Consider the following 18,028-nt stretch of genomic DNA (forward strand, 5'->3'; position numbering starts at 1 on the left):
AAAAACATTATCTTTGCCCCCTTACATTATAATTTATTTGGAAAAATAAGATTTATAAAAGGTTAGATTGTCTTGTATTGAAATAATAGAGAGCACAAGTTACATGCAAAAATAACCGAAACGCAGAACTTTATAAATAGGATAGACGACACAAAGCAATATGATACAGCTATTTAATAGAATGATTCCCCATCATACAAGACTATTTTATGCATTGGCTATAGCAATGCTTATTTCTGTTATGTATTCTTGCTCTAGCTATTCGGTGCGAGAAATTCGAGAGAATAAGAAAAGCGCAAAAAAAACTAAAGCAGTTGATGACTTCAAATTACAGAAATTGTCTAAGGCTGATATTAAGGAAAATGCTAAAGTTGCCGAACGTTTGATGTTGGAAGATTCGACTAAGATCGATGTCGTACAGCCCAATATGATAGGTGTGGAGATGGATTCGATTGGAACTCCAATCATCTCGGAGGAGTTAATATTAAATAACTGGAGATTGTCGAAGCTACAAAGTATTCAAAATACTGATACTTCTAGTTTGTCAGCACTACTTACAAATACGAGAGGAGCGAATGTACCTGAGAGAAATGGGGTTGTTAATACCGGTTTTATTGTGCGAGTACCAAAATCTCTGATCAATACTAGAACTCAACTGACTATTTCTCCGCAAATTATTTTTAATAATGATTCCATCATAAAGTTAGAAGATGTTATAGTACGAGGTGGTGCTTTTGCAGCAAAGCAGGCTGAAGATTATAAAGCATATGAAGCATATGCAGCGTCTATTGTTAGTAAGAACGAATATGATGAAAAGTTTCTTGATCATGAGGCAGTAGATCGTGACCTGAAGGCTAAGCAAGATATATTCTATGATGAATATTATAAAGAATGGCAAAGGCAAATGGCTTACGAGAGATGGAAAGAAGAACGCGAAGATGCCGATTCTTATGATCAGGCTCGTAAAGTAGGATATCGCAAAGAAAAAGAATATGAAGCAAGGCGTGCAGTACGCGAGGAGAGCGAACGTAGACTGGCACAAGGAAAAGATACATCAGGTATATATGATCGCCATATGAGACGATTTGAAAAGAAATTTGCAAAATATCCAAAAGATTTTAGTGCTCCATTGCTTACTATTGATGAAGTCCCTAAAGAGTTTAGGGATTTGTATGCATCGAACAGAAGTTTTTCGGATCTCGAAAATAAATTGATGACTCAGACGGATTCTCTGGATATAACCAAGAAGCGTTATAAATATGATCAAATTGCGGTGAATGAACGCAGAGACTCTTTGAGAGAGGAGCGCAAGTTAATGATGATTCCATATCCATATCGAAAAGATGTTCTTGTTGATACTATTTTCGATGCTTCTCAGGATTTTGTATTTTACTACCCTCATAGAGCAATCATGCCTCAAGGTACTGCAGAGTATAAGTTGAAGATTGATAATACGATAGATGTTGTAGGGCATCCTTCTTATAAGGTAGAGTCGACAAGTTTTACAAATTATAAAATAACGTCACTAAATGACCTGATTAAGCCGGAGCTGGAAACTAAGGGTACTAAAGTGATGCGTAATATGTATACGCATATTACGATTTATCCAAAGTTTGAATCAGGAAAATCTGATTTTAAAATCAGATATCAAGATAATAGAGAGCAGCTTGCTAAGCTGAAAGAAGAGTATCAAAAATATGTTCAAGAACCAGGGTATATTCTGGATAGTGTTGTTATGCAAACGACTAGCTCTCTTGATGGAACGTTTATGTATAATTGGACATTATCAGATAAACGAGGTCAAGCACTGAAAAAATATCTATCGATAGATGTATTTCCTACTCTAGATGTTGAGAATATTTTTAGACATACTTTCAAAGGAGAGGATTGGAATACGCTGGTGTCTAGGATCAAAGAAAGAGATGATATGCCAAACAAAGATGCAGTCCTTTCTATATTGGGCGAAGTAGCTACGCTTGAGGATACAGATAACGCTGAACGTAAAATTAAACGTACGTATAAGAACGATTATAAAGTAATGCAAGATTCGATCTATCCTTTACTTCGAAAAACTGCGTTCGTCTTCTTCATGCATCGTCCAGGTATGGAGGTTGCCGAAGAAATGAAATATACAACGATAGTAGGGTATAAAGAGGCTCTGCAGCAGATGCGAGAACGTAAATACTGGGATGCTATCAAACTGCTATCAGAGAATCCTGACTTCAACACAGCGTTATGTCTGATGGGCATGGGTGAAAACCAAAAAGCATATGATCTATTGTTGTTTCTCGATAAGGATGCTGATGTTAACTATTTGTTAGCGATTGCAGCTTGTCGATTAGGTTACGATAATGAAGCTATAGAGGCGCTTAAGAGTGCTTGTGCTGAGGATCCGAAGAAAATAGATCGTATACCGTATGATCCGGAGATTGTTCAACTGATAAAAAAATATAAGTTGTAAATCGCCTGACTCTGATATGGTTGTGTGGTAAAATGTCTATTTTTAGAGTTTTATAGTAAACCATCCAGCTAATTGAAAAAAAGAATTAAATTTGCGTAATAAATATACAAACTTGCAAACCGATACAAAACTTAACAAACACTATTTATCTGAAGGAAAAGTAGAGAGTATGAAAAGAAAACTGAATAATAAGGCAACATTCTGTACAAAAATTTATATCCCAATATTACTAGTAGTTGCTTTGCTGATTACAGAGTCATGTGCTACATGGGGAATACCTAAAGAAGAGCTTTTTCAGCATTCTTCTGAATTCAAAAAATCGCGAAGAAAAAGCAAGACGGTTACAAAACCTCTTTTTATGCAATCTGAAAAGGTAGATATAGCTTTCGCTCAGAAAGATGATTTCTTGGAAATGTATAATATCCCGGTTGAACAACCTGAACCGCAGAGTATTGTTCTGCCAGAAGAGGATTATCTGCTGGAGTTTGTTGATATACCAGGTTTTACTCCTGTAAAGCAAGAAGAAATTGCTGTTGATGATTCTGTTGCATCAAAGACTACGGAGTATTTGAGGTCAATACCAAATGTTTTTAATGTCCTTAAACAGCCTAATAAGCGTTTTGTCTCAGAGCGCAATGGTACAGTGAAACTTGATTTCAAAGTAACAGTTCCTAGTCAGTTACTATCGTCTAAGTGGAGGCTGATCATGAATCCGGAACTACTACAAGGAGATAGCTCTGTAGTGTTGCCTATGTTGAAAATAACAGGTGAAGAATTTGCAGCAAAGCAAAAATTAGATGATATAAATTATCAAAAATTCTTGAGATCGTTAGTCCTCCGTGGAGACTATGGCACTGTATTCTCGGATAGAGAACGGACAGAGAAAGAATTGAAAAAACTTCAAGAGTTTTACTGGAATGCCTATTATAAGGATTGGTCTAAACGAGTAAATTACGAAAAATGGAAGTTTGATCGTCAGGATCAAGATGCTTTTTATGCTGCTCAAAGAAAAGGTGTAGATATGAAAAACTATAATGAAAATGCACTAGTAGCATTGAATATGGTGGCTCGTGACTATGCTGCCGGAGTAGATACGATAGGCTTATATGACAAGTATTTGAATGAGCTTCAGATAGAAGAGAAGAAATATTATACGCAAGGTCTGGAAAATGCAGAGCTCGAAGATAAAGTTGTACCCCGAAGATATCGCAAAGCACATGCTGCGGGTGTAGCAGCTGGGGATATCAAAAATTTCTCAACAACGAGACTGGATTCATTACGTTTTGCAAGTCATCTGTATGATTATGACGAAGTCGCTTTGAATGAGGTGACAGTAGCCCGTATCAATGAAATTCGTGGCGAAATCATGAAATATCCTCTGGATGGAGGAGATTCGTTTATACTCGATTCAGTAATAAAAACACGTGATAACGATTTAGTGTATCACTATTCGAAAATAGTACCTGTTGCTAAAGGGCAAGAAAGTTTTTCTTTAGCAATGAATAGTAAAGTAGAGGCCGTTGACTTAAGTACATTCAGAATGGCTCCTACCGACACGCTGACATATTATATTACTAATATGAATCAGTTGGCGGATTCTACTTTATCAGCTAAAAAAGTTCGAATTTTCAGAAATGTATATGATCTGATTACGATTCAGCCAAAATATAAGGTAAATAGTGCTGATTTTGATGTTAATTTTGGTGATAACAAAGTGCAGGCTGATAGTGTATACCGCACATATATGCGAAACCGCTACGAAAGAGGCTTGACTATTGATAGTGTGATACTGAAAGGTTCGGCTTCGTTGGAAGGTACTTATGATAAGAATCTAGATCTTTCTCGTCGTCGTAGTGTTGGTATGAAAGAATTCTTGAAAGGAATACTGCCTACAGAAGCCAATGTGTCTGAGACTTTCGTTGCAAAATATATCGGAGAAGATTGGGATGGAATGAAAAAAGAAATTGAAGCACATCCTGATATCAAAAATAAGGAACAAATTTTGGAAATGTTGAATACTTCTGTCTATCCTGATCAGACAGAGCATGATATTCGCCGTAAGTATAAAGCTGACTATGCAATCATTATGAATGATATATATCCTAAACTTCGTAAGATTGATATCGTGTTTAATATGAGCCGTCCTAGTATGGGTGTTGCGGATTCTATTTTCTCGGAAGTTAACGAACCATATGTTCATGCTCTTGAAAATATTAAGAATGGTAACTTCAATGCAGCTCTGGAAATATTAGGAGGGTATCAGGATTATAACACAGCGCTTTGCTATGCTAACTTGAATGAATATGAAAAAGCTTATGACTTGCTGGAAAAACTAGAGCCAAATGGCTATACAGAGTATCTGTCTGCTATAGTTTCTTACCGAGTAGGACGCAAGCAAGATGCAGCTAAGCATCTGATTGATGCATGTAAAACAGACTTCAGGCAAGCTTACCGAATATTGGGTGACGACGAAGTTGCTGCAATAGTAAATGAATTTAAACTTCAAGATCAAATTAAAGCGATTCTAAAAGATGCAGATGCACCAGTGGTTCCGGAAGTAGAGGTGACTGATATCGAAATTACTGAAGGTCCGGGTGGAATTGAAGGAGTTTCGAAGTATAATCCTGAGAACGAAGAGCGAATTGGAATAAGAGTGAATGAAGATCAGAAGCTTGTGAAATAATCATAGTAGAAAAATAATAAAGAATTACCCTCGAAAAAGTCGGGGGTAATTTTTTTTTTCACAAATTAGCTCTACCTTTGAAATCTATCTTCTAATTATAATAAATGAAAGAAAAGGAAATGATTTTTGGCATTCGTGCCGTTATTGAGGCAATAGAAGCCGGTAAAGAAATAGACAAAATAATTGTACGAAAAGATCTTCAAGGTGATTTGGCTAAAGAGCTTTTTGTGCTTCTTAATTCAAATAATATTCCAGTACAGCGAGTGCCTGTGGAAAGGTTTGCCCGCTTCACTCGAAAAAATCATCAGGGAGTTATAGCTTTCTTATCTGCAGTAAGCTATGAGAAGATAGAAGATATCGTTCCTTTTTTGTACGAGAACGGTAAAAACCCATTTATTGTTTTGTTGGATGGGTTGACTGATGTTCGTAATTTCGGAGCAATAGCTCGTACTTGCGAGGTGGCTGGGGTAGATGCAATTGTTATTCCTGCACGCGGGAGCGTTACGGTAAATGCTGACGCTGTAAAAACATCAGCAGGCGCATTGATGAAAATTCCGGTTTGTAAAGAACAAAATTTGACAGATACTATCAAGTATCTGAAAGATTGCGGAATAAAAGTTGTTGCAGCTACAGAGAAAGCCGAGAAGAATTATACGGAGATAGAATATGATGGACCAGTTGCTCTGGTAATGGGGTCTGAAGATGTTGGTGTTTCGCTTGATAATCTGCGTATTGTTGATAATCTGGTCAAAATACCTCAATTCGGAACAATCGGATCGCTGAATGTATCTGTCGCTACGGGAGTCCTTATTTATGAAGTAATAAGACAACGAGCATTGTAAATTAAGTTTTGTAAAATCATTTGGTTAAATTTGAAATCTAAATACTAATAAATTCACATATGAAAAAGATAATAGCAACAAATAATGCTCCGGCAGCTATCGGACCATATAGTCAAGCAGTAGAGGTAAATGGAATCTTATTCATCTCAGGGCAATTGCCTATTGATCCTTCAACTGGAGCATTTCCAGAAGGTGGAATAAAAGAGCAGACTGCTCAGTCGTTCGCAAACATAAAAGCGATATTGGCAGAGGCAGGAATGACTACTGATAATATTGTAAAGACGACTGTTTTGCTTGCTGATATTGCCGATTTCGGAGGTATGAATGAAGTGTATGCTACTCAATTTGGAGAAACTTTTCCGGCACGTTCTGCTTTTGCTGTAAAAGATCTGCCTAAGGGGGCTATGGTTGAAATCGAAGTTATTGCTGCAAGATAATAGAGACTTGGTCGTAATTCAGAATGAGCTCTGACGAAAAATATATGTACCGCTGCCTTCAACTGGCAGCGAAAGGTCGAGGACAAGTCAGCCCCAATCCAATGGTTGGGGCTGTTGTCGTCTATAATGACCAAATCATTGGTGAAGGATATCATCGTTGTTATGGACAAGCACATGCCGAAGTAAATGCAATTAATTCGGTAAAAGATAAAAGTCTATTGAAAGAGTCAACTGTGTATGTTTCGTTAGAACCGTGTGCACACTATGGTAAGACACCTCCGTGTGCCCAATTGCTGATTGATAGTCGGGTCAAACGTGTGGTTGTTGCATGTAGAGATCCATTCCCTGCGGTATCGGGGCGAGGAATTGAAATGTTAATAGCTGCAGGGATCGAGGTTGAAGAAGGTATCTTGACGGAAGAGGCTAGGGAGCTTAATCGCGAATTTTTCACAAAGCAGCAATATAATAGACCTTATGTCTGCCTGAAATGGGCTGAAAGCCGTGATGCTTTTATGGATAGAGATAGGACTTTGGAAGATGATACTCCAACTCTTATATCGAATGATTTCACGCGCGTGTTGATACATAAAAGACGGTCGGAAATAGATGCTATAATGATCGGAACTAATACCGCGCAAAAAGATAATGCTTCGTTGACTACACGTCTCTGGAATGGTAAAAATCCTATACGGATTTTATTGGATAGAACTGGACGTATAGCTGAAAATGCCAATGTCTTAAATTCGGAAGCACCTACTTGGGTGTTTACTGAAAATGTATCTGTGGAAACACAACAGGGTTCAGTAACTTATATTCCAATGACTTTTGATCAGGAAATGTTAAAAAATATCTTAACAATTCTTGCAGAAAGAAAAATTAATTCTTTGTTGGTAGAGGGTGGACAGCAGCTGTTGCAAAGCTTTATCGATCAGGGCAAGTGGGATCGGGCATTCCGCGAAATCGGAGATTTAACCATTGGTTCAGGGGTAAAGGCCCCATCAATATCGGGAAATATTGTTGCAGTGAATAAGTGGAAACATTCTAAAATAATAGAATTAATGCCATTATCTTAAATATAAAATATTATAAATATGTAATTCTGTGGCGTACAAGCCGAAATTCTTTCTATTTTTGCACATTAGAATTATTAATGATTGATTTAACTGATGAATACTAAATACATAGCATATCTCATACTGTCTTTTGCAGTAATCATATCTACCGTATCTTGTAATGATGATGACACTACTACATATGTGGATTCTGTACAATCTAAAAACGCACTTATAACTTCGTTTTCTTTGGCTGGAACCCCAAAAGATGCTTTAGATAGTATTACATATCCGGTATTGGAATCAACAAAGTTTATCATTGATCAACGACAAAAGTTGATTTATAATCCCGACTCTTTGGCATATGGTACAAGGCTAGCTAAATTTAAGGCTACAATATCATTGGGGGAAACGGCATCAACTATTGATATTGATTATGGAGATACAATATTTACATGGAATTCAGCAGAAGGTGACTCTATTGATTTTTCAAAACGTTTGACTTTTAAAGTTGTACCTCCAGCAGGAAATGTTTACATGAAAGAATATGAATTGAAAATAAATATTCACCAATATGATCCAGATACATTACACTGGGGACGAGTTGCTTCATTGCCAGTAGCAGTAAATGTGCCGTTGAAAGCAATTGCTTTGGATGATAATATGGTGGTTTATGCTGTAGCAGGAAACAAGATAAATTCATATACATCTTCCTTGAATAATGTGTCTTGGAATCTTGCAGTGACAGAATTGCCTAGAGATATAAGACTGTCGAGTATAATGGCATTTGGAAACAATCTGTTTGCAGTATCTGCTGATGGAAGTTCATACAAAGCATCGACTTCTGACCCTGCTAACTGGAAGCCTGTAACGAATGGAATGAATGTCCATAATATATTAGGAGTTTTACCTGCAGCAACCGAAGCGGAAGATCAATTGCTGGTAGTAGTAAATGATAATGGTAAATATAAATTTGGTAAAACGAAAGATCTGACTAGTATAACACTTGTAAATGAAATAACTGGTTTTGCTGAAGCTTTAGTGCCTACAGATGAGAGATTCCCATCTCATGACTTCTCGTCAGCTACAAATTATGATAGAAATAAATTAGTAGAGAATCATTTGGCAATATCGGGAGGTGTAGATTTTTCTGGTAAAAATACAGCCGACATTTGGATGATCAGTCTAAATAAAAAGAATGTATTAGAAATATCTCCATTGTATTATGGCGCAAGTAATAAGCCTTTTGAAGTAAAAGAAGACTTCAAGACGTTTATTTATGATGAGAAAATGTATGCAGCAACAAATGATACATTATATACCAGTAGATGGGGTATGAAGTGGATTAAAGCTGTTGAAAAACAACAATTTGATCCTCAGATAAAAACTGCTAAAAATCAAACAATTGTAATTGACCGCGAAAATTATATATGGATTATTGGTTCAGAAAATCAAGCTGGTCGAGTATGGAAAGGACGCTTAAATAGATTGGCTCCTAAAAACTAAGTTTTATACTTTAAGTCTAGAAATTGCGTTGTTAGAGATATATGTAAATAAATAAAACATGGTTAAAAGGATATTTCAAATAGTTATAACTTTAATCTGTTTCTTTATCTCGACGATGCATACGCAAGCACAAGACTACAAATATGAGATAGGAGGAATGGCTGGGACTTCGTTTTATATGGGTGATGCCAACAAGACGAAGCTGCTCAAAAATATAGGTCCCTCGGGAGGTGCTGTTTTTCGGTACAATCATGATTTTCGCTGGAGTGTGAAAACCAATCTGGTAATGGGGCATGTTTCGGGTGATACACGTAGTTCGGGTGATGCTTTTCCTTACGGTCAAGACATTAAGTTTAGCCGTAACTTTGTAGATCTAGGCGGACAAATTGAATTTAATTTTTTCAATTATAGTAACAAGTACGCATATCTCGATACAAAAAGATTGACACCATATGTGTTGATAGGTTTGGGCTTTACAGTTGGATTTGGAGATCATACTTTCTACGGAGTCAATGTTCCGATGGGGTTGGGATTGAAGTATAAGCTGAACGACCGATTGAATCTAGGATTTGAATTCTCAATGAGAAAGCTCTTTGGGGATGATTTTGATAAAACAAAAAAAGATGGACCGACTTTGAGTGATCCTTATAAAACAAACTCGGGCTTCTTTAAAAATAAAGACTGGTATGCACTGACTATGTTCAGTATTACTTGGGATTTTGGAGTAAGATGTGCTCCATGTATAAACAATTAGGAGAATAATAAAAAATATAGGAATAATGTCTTATTTTGATCAGATAGATAGCAACAGAGTTCCAAAACACGTTGCCGTTATTATGGACGGAAATGGACGATGGGCAAGACAACGCAATATGGAGCGTACCGAAGGGCACAAAGAAGGCCTTGCGGCTGTTCGTCGTGCAATAGAAGCAGCATCGAAAATTAACCTTGAATATATTACTCTGTATACTTTCTCGCAAGAGAATTGGAATAGGCCAGTAGAAGAAGTTGATGCCTTGATGGCGCTTATGGTACAAGCAGTAGCGCAAGAAACGGCTAATTTGATAGAGAATAATGTTCGTCTTAAACCTATTGGAGATTTGAACCGTTTGCCAAAAAGTACTTACGCAGCATTGCAGCAATGTGTGAGTGATACTTCGGTATGTACAGGATCTACAATAATCTTGGCTTTGAGTTATTCCTCAAAATGGGAACTAACTGAAGCTACGAAACAAATTGCTATTGAACTAAAAGAAGGACGCATCAAAGAAAGTGATATAAATGAGAAGCTCATTTCAGATCATCTATTGACAAAGGGTATTCCCGATCCTGAATTATTGATCAGAACAGGTGGCGAATTGCGTATCAGCAATTTTTTGATGTGGCAGATGGCATACTCTGAGTTCTATTTCACAGACGAATTGTGGCCCGATTTTAACGACGAATCGCTGTATAAAGCTATTGTCGACTATCAAGGTCGTGAAAGACGTTTCGGTAAAACGAGCGAGCAGATATCAAACGAAGAAAATAAATAAAAATATATACATTGAAACATAGTATGCAACCAAAAAGCCTACTCATCTTATTTGTCTTATTATGCTCGGTATTGAATATCAGAGCACAAGTAGCAGATAGTACAGCAGTAAAAGATTCGACTAAAGTAAAGTCAGAATTCATACCGCAAAACTTCAAACCGATTGAGTATAACAGTCCTAGAAAATATAAAATTGCTGGGATTAGTGTTTCCGGAGTTAAGAATCCGATGTATGAAGATTATGTGCTGATCGGAGTTTCTGAACTATCAGTTGGTGATGTAGTAGAGATTCCGGGTTCGGAGATAACAAATGCAATTAAAAAATATTGGAAAATCGGATTATTCTCAGATGTAAAGATTGAGAAGGCAGGTGAAGATGGAAGCAATGTATGGCTCGAAATAAAGCTTCAAGAGCGTCCGCGTATCTCGGATATTCAGATTACAGGATTGAAGAAAGGTGAACGTCAGGATGTTGAACGTCAGAATGGGCTTGTGACAAACCTGCAGATTACACCTAGCCAGATGGATAAGACACGAGATAGAATTAAAAAATATCTTGCTGAAAAAGGATTCAACAATGCAACTGTAGATATCAGAACTGTAGACGATCTTTCGAAAGAAAACTATGTAGTTCTTCATATCGATATTCAGAAGAAAGATAAAACCAGAATAAACACAATTACGATTGATGGAAATAAAGAAGTACATGCAAGTACACTTGAAAAATCGATGAAGAAAACTCGTCATAAAAGTAACTTCAATGCATGGATAAGAAACTTCTTACGTTCGACAAAATACTCTCCAGAGGGTTATGAAGAAGATAAAGAAAACCTGATCAACAAATATAATGAGCTAGGTTATCGTGATGCTCAAATCTTATGGGATACAGTATACGCAGCTACTGAAGCTAATAAACCAAATAAGGTTGATGTAGTTCTGAAAGTAGAGGAAGGACCTAAATATTATATTAAAGATATTAAATGGGTAGGAAATACGAAGTATCCGACTAGTGATCTTCAAAGATATTTGGGATTAAATCCTGGTGATGTCTACAATCAGAAGAAATTGATGGATAACCTACTTGTGAACGAAGATGCAGTTGCCAATCTATTCTATCAAAATAATGGATATCTGTTCTCGAATATCGATCCAATCGAAACAAATATTGAAAATGATTCTATATCACTGGAATTACGTGTGACAGAAGGAAATCAGGCAAGTATTCGTCGTGTTGGAATTTCTGGAAATGATCGTCTATACGAAGATGTTGTCCGTCGTGAATTACGTATTCGTCCAGGAGCACTATATAGTCGTGAAGATATTATCCGATCAATTCGTGAAGTTGCCCAGATGGGACACTTCGATCCAGAGCAAATGGGTAACCCGGATATTCAACCTGATCCCGAAAGTGGTACTGTAGATATCAATCTACCTCTAGTATCGAAAGCAAATGACCAAGTTGAGTTCTCGGCAGGTTGGGGTAATACTGGTATCATTGGTCGTTTGAGCTTGAAGTTTACGAACTTCTCAGCAAAGAATTTATTTTACCCAAGCACTTATAAAGGTATCATTCCACAAGGAGACGGACAAACCCTAACCTTGAGTGCTCAGACGAATGCCAGATACTATCAATCGTACTCAGTATCGTTTATGGACCCTTGGTTTGGAGGAAAACGTCCGAACTCGTTATCAGCAGCCGTATATTATTCACGTCAAACAGATATAAATAGTAATTACTTATCTAACGCATATGGTGGTTACGGAGGTTATGGCTATGGCTATGGTAGTGGCTACGGTTATGGTTATGGAAATGGTTACGGCTATGGTAACGGCTATGGCAGTGGTTATGGAGATTATTCGATAGCGTTAGACCCTAACAAATCGTTCCAGGTTTTGGGGGTATCACTAGGATATGGAAAACGATTGACTTGGCCGGATGACTACTTTACTTTCCAGGCAGAGCTATCATACCAAATGTATAAAATGAGAGATTGGGCATACTTTATTGTTCGCGATGGTACAAGTAACGAATTGAGTATGAACTTCACATTGAGTCGACGTTCAATTGACAACCCATTGTTTACACGTCGTGGTAGTGATTTCTCATTAAGCTTGCAGATTACACCTCCATTCTCTTTATGGGATGGAAAAGACTATAAGTCGATGAAAAGAGACGGATACTATGAGTCTGGCGAGAAATTCCGTTGGATCGAGTATCACAAATGGAAATTCAAAGGACGTACATTTACTCCGCTTATTCCTTCAATAGATAAGACTCCGGTGTTGATGACTCGTTTTGAGTATGGAATGTTAGGATATTTCAATAAACATAAACGTTCTCCGTTCGGAACATTCTATATGGGTGGTGATGGTATGTCAGGATATTCGGATACATATGCTACAGAAACGATTGGTTTGCGTGGTTACGAAAACGGATCGATAAGCAGTAATGCCAGTGCATATACTCGTCTGACTCTGGAATTACGCTATCCGGTTATTCTTGAACCTTCATCTACAATCTATTTGATCGGTTTTGCAGAAGCTGGTAATGCTTGGTACAACGTAGGTGATATATCTCCGTTCGACTTGAAACGTTCGGCAGGAGTAGGTGCTCGTATCATACTTCCTATGATTGGATTGTTAGGTATTGACTGGGCTTATGGATTTGATAAGATAAACAATAGTAGAAGTAACTCAGGAAGTCAAATTCACTTTATTCTAGGACAAGAGTTCTAATTTAAAGAAATGTCTCTTAACATTATTTATTAGAGGCTGAGTAAACTAATTGAGTTTAATAGCGTCTTATAGAATAAGAACTTTAAAACAGATGAATATGAAAAGGATTGTATTATTATTGGCATTTTTCGCTACAACGATGTGTTATACATATGCACAGAAATTCGCTCTGATAGATATGGAATACATCCTAGGTAATATAAGCAGTTACGAAACAGCAAATGAACAGCTGGATGTAATGTCGAAAAAATGGCAAGGAGAAGTTGATAAATCACAGCAAGAAATACAGAATATGTATAAAACTTATCAAGCTGATTTAGCATTTCTATCTGCAGACCAAAAAACAAAACGAGAAGAAGCTATTGTTGCAAAAGAAAAAGCTTTGCAAGAACTGAAACGTAAATATTTTGGAGCAGAGGGTGAACTCTTCAAGAAAAGAGAAGCTCTAATAAGACCAATACAAGATGAAATATACGAAGCTATAAAAGAGATATCGGAAGCAAGAGGGTATCAGCTCGTTTTAGATCGAGCTTCGGCTAGCAGCGTCATATTTGCATCTCCTACTATTGATATAAGTAATGAAGTCCTGGCCAAGCTTGGATATTCGAAATAATCAATATAAATTTGCCTTATAATCAGAAGAATAATTAAATAAATCGAATTAAACTATGTTGAAAAAACTATTTGTACTACTACTTGTTCTTGCTCCAGTGGCAGCATTCGCACAAGATAAAATTGCATATATCAGTGCTCAAGAGATATTCACGAAAATGCCAGAAATGAGCGAAGTAGAAACTGCTTTAGCTAAAAAAAGAGAAGATGTTCAGAAACAAATGGCAGCTCTGGAAAAGCAATATCAAGAAACTCTAGAACGTTATCAGAAAGATACAACTCAGTTGAGTGAGAGTATTTTAATGGATCGTCAAAAAGAAATCCAAAGCTTGGAAGAAAGATACAGAACTTTCGTTGAAAAAAGCCAAGTAGAATTTGAACAAGAGCAGCAAAAATTGTTGGCTCCACTTCAACAAAAAATGATGAATGCCATCAAAACTGTAGGTGATGAGAATGGTTATACATATATCATCAGCCGTGAAGCTCTACTTTACACTAGTTCATCAGCAATTGATGCTAGTGCCAAAGTGAAAGCTAAATTGAATATAAAAGACTAATATTTAGTAATATTTAATTCAAAAGGGAAGCAATTTAACGATTGCTTCCCTTTTTGTATTTGAAAGTGCTATATAATCATGAAAAAAATATCTAAATTTGCTCAACACCAAAAAACAATTTTATTATGAAAACAGATATCGAAATTGCAAGAAGTATAAAGCTGAAAAACATCGTTGAAATAGCTGATAAAATAGGTATTTCGAATGATGATTTACACAATTATGGAAAATATATAGCAAAGGTACCTGTAGGACTGATTGATGATAGCAAAGTGGCTGAAAGCAATTTGATACTCGTGACAGCAATAACACCAACTAAAGCTGGGGTGGGGAAAACCACGATGTCTATCGGATTGGCTTTAGGATTGAACAAAATAGGAAAAAAAGTAACAGTGGCATTGCGTGAACCATCTTTAGGCCCATGTTTTGGTATGAAAGGCGGGGCAGCCGGAGGTGGCTATGCTCAAGTATTGCCTATGGAAGATATTAACTTACACTTTACAGGCGACTTTCATGCAATCACTTCGGCTCATAATATGATTACTGCTTTGTTGGATAATTATCAGTATAGAAATAGAGCGACTGATAAAGCACTGAAAAGCATTGTTTGGAAACGTGTATTAGACGTTAATGACAGAAATCTAAGATATATAGTTTCGGGATTGAATGGATCGGAAAATGGAACTCCAGGAGAAACTGGCTTCGAGATTACACCCGCTTCTGAAATTATGGCTATCTTGTGTTTGTCGAAAGATCTTGATGATTTAAAGAAAAGAATAGAAAAGATCATCCTAGGTTATAAAGCTGATGGTTCTATGTTTACAGTAAAGGATCTAGGTGTTGCAGGTGCTATTACAGTACTATTGAAAGATGCAATCAATCCCAATCTGGTTCAGACTACCGAATTTACGCCGGCATTTGTTCATGGAGGACCTTTTGCTAATATTGCACATGGATGTAATTCGATAATTGCTACTAAGATGGCGATGACGCATTCAGATTATGTTGTAACTGAAGCTGGATTCGGTGCAGATTTGGGAGCAGAGAAATTTTTCGATATCAAATGTCGTAAAGCGGGTATTGTTCCGCGATTGACAGTTATAGTTGTAACTACTCAGGCATTGAAAATGCATGGGGGTGTTCCTGTAGCAGATATCAAAAAAGAAAATATAGAAGGTGTAAAGAAAGGTTTTGAAAATCTTGACAAGCATATTGAAAATATGAAATCGTTTGGGCAGAGTGTGGTAGTCGTTCTTAATAAATTTGCTAATGAATCAGAGGAAGAGTTAGCTTTATTGAGCCAACATTGCCTTGAGAATGGAGTCCTATATGCCGAGAATGAGGCTTTTGCTCGAGGTGGCGATGGTGCTGAACAATTTGCACGTATTGTTGTAGATGCAATAGAACGTAATCCTTCAAAACCTTTGAAGTTTATCTACGAAGATGAAGATACACCTGAACAAAAAATAAACAAGGTTGCTAAAAAGATCTATGGTGCAGCCGAAGTGAAGTTTAGTAATAAAGCAATGAAGGCTCTAAAACAAATAAAGGATCTTAATCTGGAGCACTATCCGGTTTGCATTGCTAAGACGCAATATTCATTTTCGGATGATGCTACAGCTTACGGCTCTCCTAAAGACTTTACGTTTACAATAAATGATATTGTAATAAATAATGGAGCTGAGTTTATTGTTGCTATTGCCGGAAGTATAATGAGGATGCCCGGTTTGCCAGCGGATCCTCAAGCCAATCGTATTGATATAATTGACGGTTATATTGAAGGGTTAAGCTGAAAATATGTTTAGAATAATTTGTTGTGTCTTCATTGCTATTCTTGCAAGTACAAACTTGTATTCGAATATAATAGATGAAGATATAGAAGAGCGAGAAAAGCGGTCAAAAATAATATTTGACCGCTATATCATATATATATCAGAATACGACAAGCTACCTCCAAATGAAATACTGATTTCTACTGCCAAGTTTTTCATAGGAAAGCCCTATGTTGCTTCGACCTTAGAACAAAATGGAGATGAGCACCTAGTCGTAAATCTCGAAGAATTTGATTGTACTACATTTGTAGAAACATGTATTGCCTTGACACTAACAGCAATTTCGAAGGAACCAACTTTCGAGAATTTCAAGTATTATTTACAAAAGATCCGATATCGGGGAGGTTCTATCGATGGATATCTATCACGATTACATTATATGATAGATTGGATTGCAGATGGAGAATCTAAAAAGATCTTTAAGAATATTTCAAGTCAACTAGGAGGCGAAAGAGTAAAGAAGGAAATCAATTTTATGTCAGCACATCCAGAACTTTATCCGAAGTTACGAAATAATAAATTTCTTGTATCTCAAATAGCTGATATCGAAATGGATATTGCATTGAAAGATTATGTTGTAATCTCTAAAAAAGAGATTTTGGCAGCAAGTGATGCTATTCTGAACGGAGATATTGTTATATTTGCATCTGCAATAGACGGACTCGATTATAATCATTTGGGAATAGTGTATCGCGAAAAAGGTATGCTGAAGATAATACATGCTTCGAGTGCTTCCCGCAAAGTTATTATTGATAATCGTTCAATTGATCATTATTGTAAAACTACACCTCGTAACACAGGAGTTACTATTCTAAGACTTGATAGTATCATAACGCACTAATACTACTATATGAATCAGATGTTAACTAAAATATTCAAGGATATGAATAGTGGTGCGCAGCTTCTATTTCTTGTCTTTTTTAGTATATTAGGCTATCTATTTGGAGGTATTCTTTCAGGATTGGTTGTTGTGCTTCTTGATGGAAATAAAGTCTTTATGGATGTTAGTTCATATTCACTTGCTTCTCTCAGATTAAGTCAGGTTATATCCACTGTTTGTTGGTTGCTTTTATCGTCGATATTGTATTTATATCTTTTTCAGGAAAATGGAAGAAAATTTTTGAAAATTAGAAATGTTTCTTCTGGTTGGATTATTCTTCTCACTATATTATTAGTATTTGCAGTGCAGCCATTAGTGGGCTTTTTAGGTGCGATAAATCATTCTGTAAATTTCCCCGAATCGTTGGCTTCTGTCGAACAGGCTTTCAAGAATATGGAAGAGATGGCCTCTTCTATGGTTGCTCAGATGCTTGCTGATAAATCAATTTCTGGTATATTGATAAATCTATTTATTATTGCAGTATTGGCAGCTGTGATTGAAGAAATATTTTTCAGAGGGTGCCTGCAACAGATAATTTTAAAGATAGTAAAGAATAAACATGTAGCAATCTGGATTACGGCAATAATATTTAGTATTATTCATATGCAATTTTACGGTTTTTTGCCAAGAGTACTTTTAGGGGCTCTTTTGGGTTATTTATTTGTTTGGACTTCTAACCTATGGGTCCCGATAATTGCACATTTTGTGAATAATTTTACAGCAGTGGTATTGCAAATTGCATATTATGGGACACCTCAATATGAACGAATTGAAAATTTTGATCTAAATGAAGATATGTGGATACTTCCTTTAGGTATATTATTTTCTGCAATAATTATATATTTTATTATTAAACAAACAAAAGCTAAAGATGTCATATCTTTAGAAATCTAAGT

The 18,028-nt window shown here is 36.4% G+C and carries 14 protein-coding genes; all 14 read left to right on the forward strand.

Translation table 11 applies throughout. The features are described 5' to 3' along the window. Positions 1–160 precede the first annotated feature (160 nt). The 14 genes from C1A06_RS10535 (at position 161) to C1A06_RS10600 (ending at position 18,026) form a co-directional block, all read left to right on the forward strand. On the forward strand, positions 161–2,461 hold the full coding sequence (locus tag C1A06_RS10535) for an OmpA family protein (RefSeq protein ID WP_101690225.1): 2,301 nt from the start codon (positions 161–163) through the stop codon (positions 2,459–2,461). Positions 2,462–2,630: 169 nt separating this feature from the next. Further along, entirely contained in the window at positions 2,631–5,144 is a 2,514-nt protein-coding gene (locus C1A06_RS10540) for a hypothetical protein (protein WP_145996384.1), read from the forward strand. A gap of 104 nt (positions 5,145–5,248) precedes the next feature. Beyond that, a complete protein-coding gene (gene rlmB / locus C1A06_RS10545; RefSeq protein ID WP_101690227.1) occupies positions 5,249–5,986 on the forward strand; it encodes a 23S rRNA (guanosine(2251)-2'-O)-methyltransferase RlmB in 738 nt (245 codons plus the stop codon). 59 nt (positions 5,987–6,045) lie between these two features. Then, the gene (locus C1A06_RS10550) at positions 6,046–6,423 is read left to right on the forward strand and encodes a RidA family protein (RefSeq protein ID WP_101690228.1); all 378 of its coding nucleotides are present in this window, start codon (positions 6,046–6,048) and stop codon (positions 6,421–6,423) included. Between the two features lie 23 nt (positions 6,424–6,446). Continuing rightward, entirely contained in the window at positions 6,447–7,496 is a 1,050-nt protein-coding gene (gene ribD / locus C1A06_RS10555; protein WP_101690229.1) for a bifunctional diaminohydroxyphosphoribosylaminopyrimidine deaminase/5-amino-6-(5-phosphoribosylamino)uracil reductase RibD, read from the forward strand. Between the two features lie 93 nt (positions 7,497–7,589). Continuing rightward, positions 7,590–8,981, forward strand: a complete 1,392-nt coding sequence (locus C1A06_RS10560; protein ID WP_101690230.1) for a DUF6242 domain-containing protein — start codon at positions 7,590–7,592, stop codon at positions 8,979–8,981. 58 nt (positions 8,982–9,039) lie between these two features. Continuing rightward, entirely contained in the window at positions 9,040–9,735 is a 696-nt protein-coding gene (gene porG / locus C1A06_RS10565) for a type IX secretion system protein PorG (RefSeq protein WP_101690231.1), read from the forward strand. 25 nt (positions 9,736–9,760) lie between these two features. Beyond that, positions 9,761–10,516, forward strand: a complete 756-nt coding sequence (gene uppS, locus C1A06_RS10570) for an undecaprenyl pyrophosphate synthase (protein ID WP_101690232.1) — start codon at positions 9,761–9,763, stop codon at positions 10,514–10,516. A 23-nt stretch (positions 10,517–10,539) separates the two neighbouring features. Beyond that, positions 10,540–13,251: a BamA/OMP85 family outer membrane protein gene (locus C1A06_RS10575; RefSeq protein WP_101690233.1), complete on the forward strand. Its 2,712-nt coding sequence runs from the start codon at positions 10,540–10,542 to the stop codon at positions 13,249–13,251. Positions 13,252–13,348: 97 nt separating this feature from the next. Beyond that, a complete protein-coding gene (locus C1A06_RS10580) occupies positions 13,349–13,864 on the forward strand; it encodes an OmpH/Skp family outer membrane protein (protein WP_101690315.1) in 516 nt (171 codons plus the stop codon). 55 nt (positions 13,865–13,919) lie between these two features. Continuing rightward, a complete protein-coding gene (locus C1A06_RS10585; protein ID WP_101690234.1) occupies positions 13,920–14,420 on the forward strand; it encodes an OmpH/Skp family outer membrane protein in 501 nt (166 codons plus the stop codon). Positions 14,421–14,545: 125 nt separating this feature from the next. After that, the gene (locus tag C1A06_RS10590; protein ID WP_101690235.1) at positions 14,546–16,213 is read left to right on the forward strand and encodes a formate--tetrahydrofolate ligase; all 1,668 of its coding nucleotides are present in this window, start codon (positions 14,546–14,548) and stop codon (positions 16,211–16,213) included. 4 nt (positions 16,214–16,217) lie between these two features. Continuing rightward, positions 16,218–17,093 carry an N-acetylmuramoyl-L-alanine amidase-like domain-containing protein gene (locus C1A06_RS10595; RefSeq protein WP_101690236.1) on the forward strand — a complete coding sequence of 292 codons (876 nt, stop codon included), beginning with the start codon at positions 16,218–16,220 and terminating at the stop codon, positions 17,091–17,093. A 42-nt stretch (positions 17,094–17,135) separates the two neighbouring features. Beyond that, positions 17,136–18,026 carry a CPBP family intramembrane glutamic endopeptidase gene (locus tag C1A06_RS10600; RefSeq protein WP_159461406.1) on the forward strand — a complete coding sequence of 297 codons (891 nt, stop codon included), beginning with the start codon at positions 17,136–17,138 and terminating at the stop codon, positions 18,024–18,026. Positions 18,027–18,028 lie beyond the last annotated feature (2 nt).

Source organism: Dysgonomonas massiliensis (assembly GCF_900240225.1).
GTDB classification, from domain to species: domain Bacteria; phylum Bacteroidota; class Bacteroidia; order Bacteroidales; family Dysgonomonadaceae; genus Dysgonomonas; species Dysgonomonas massiliensis.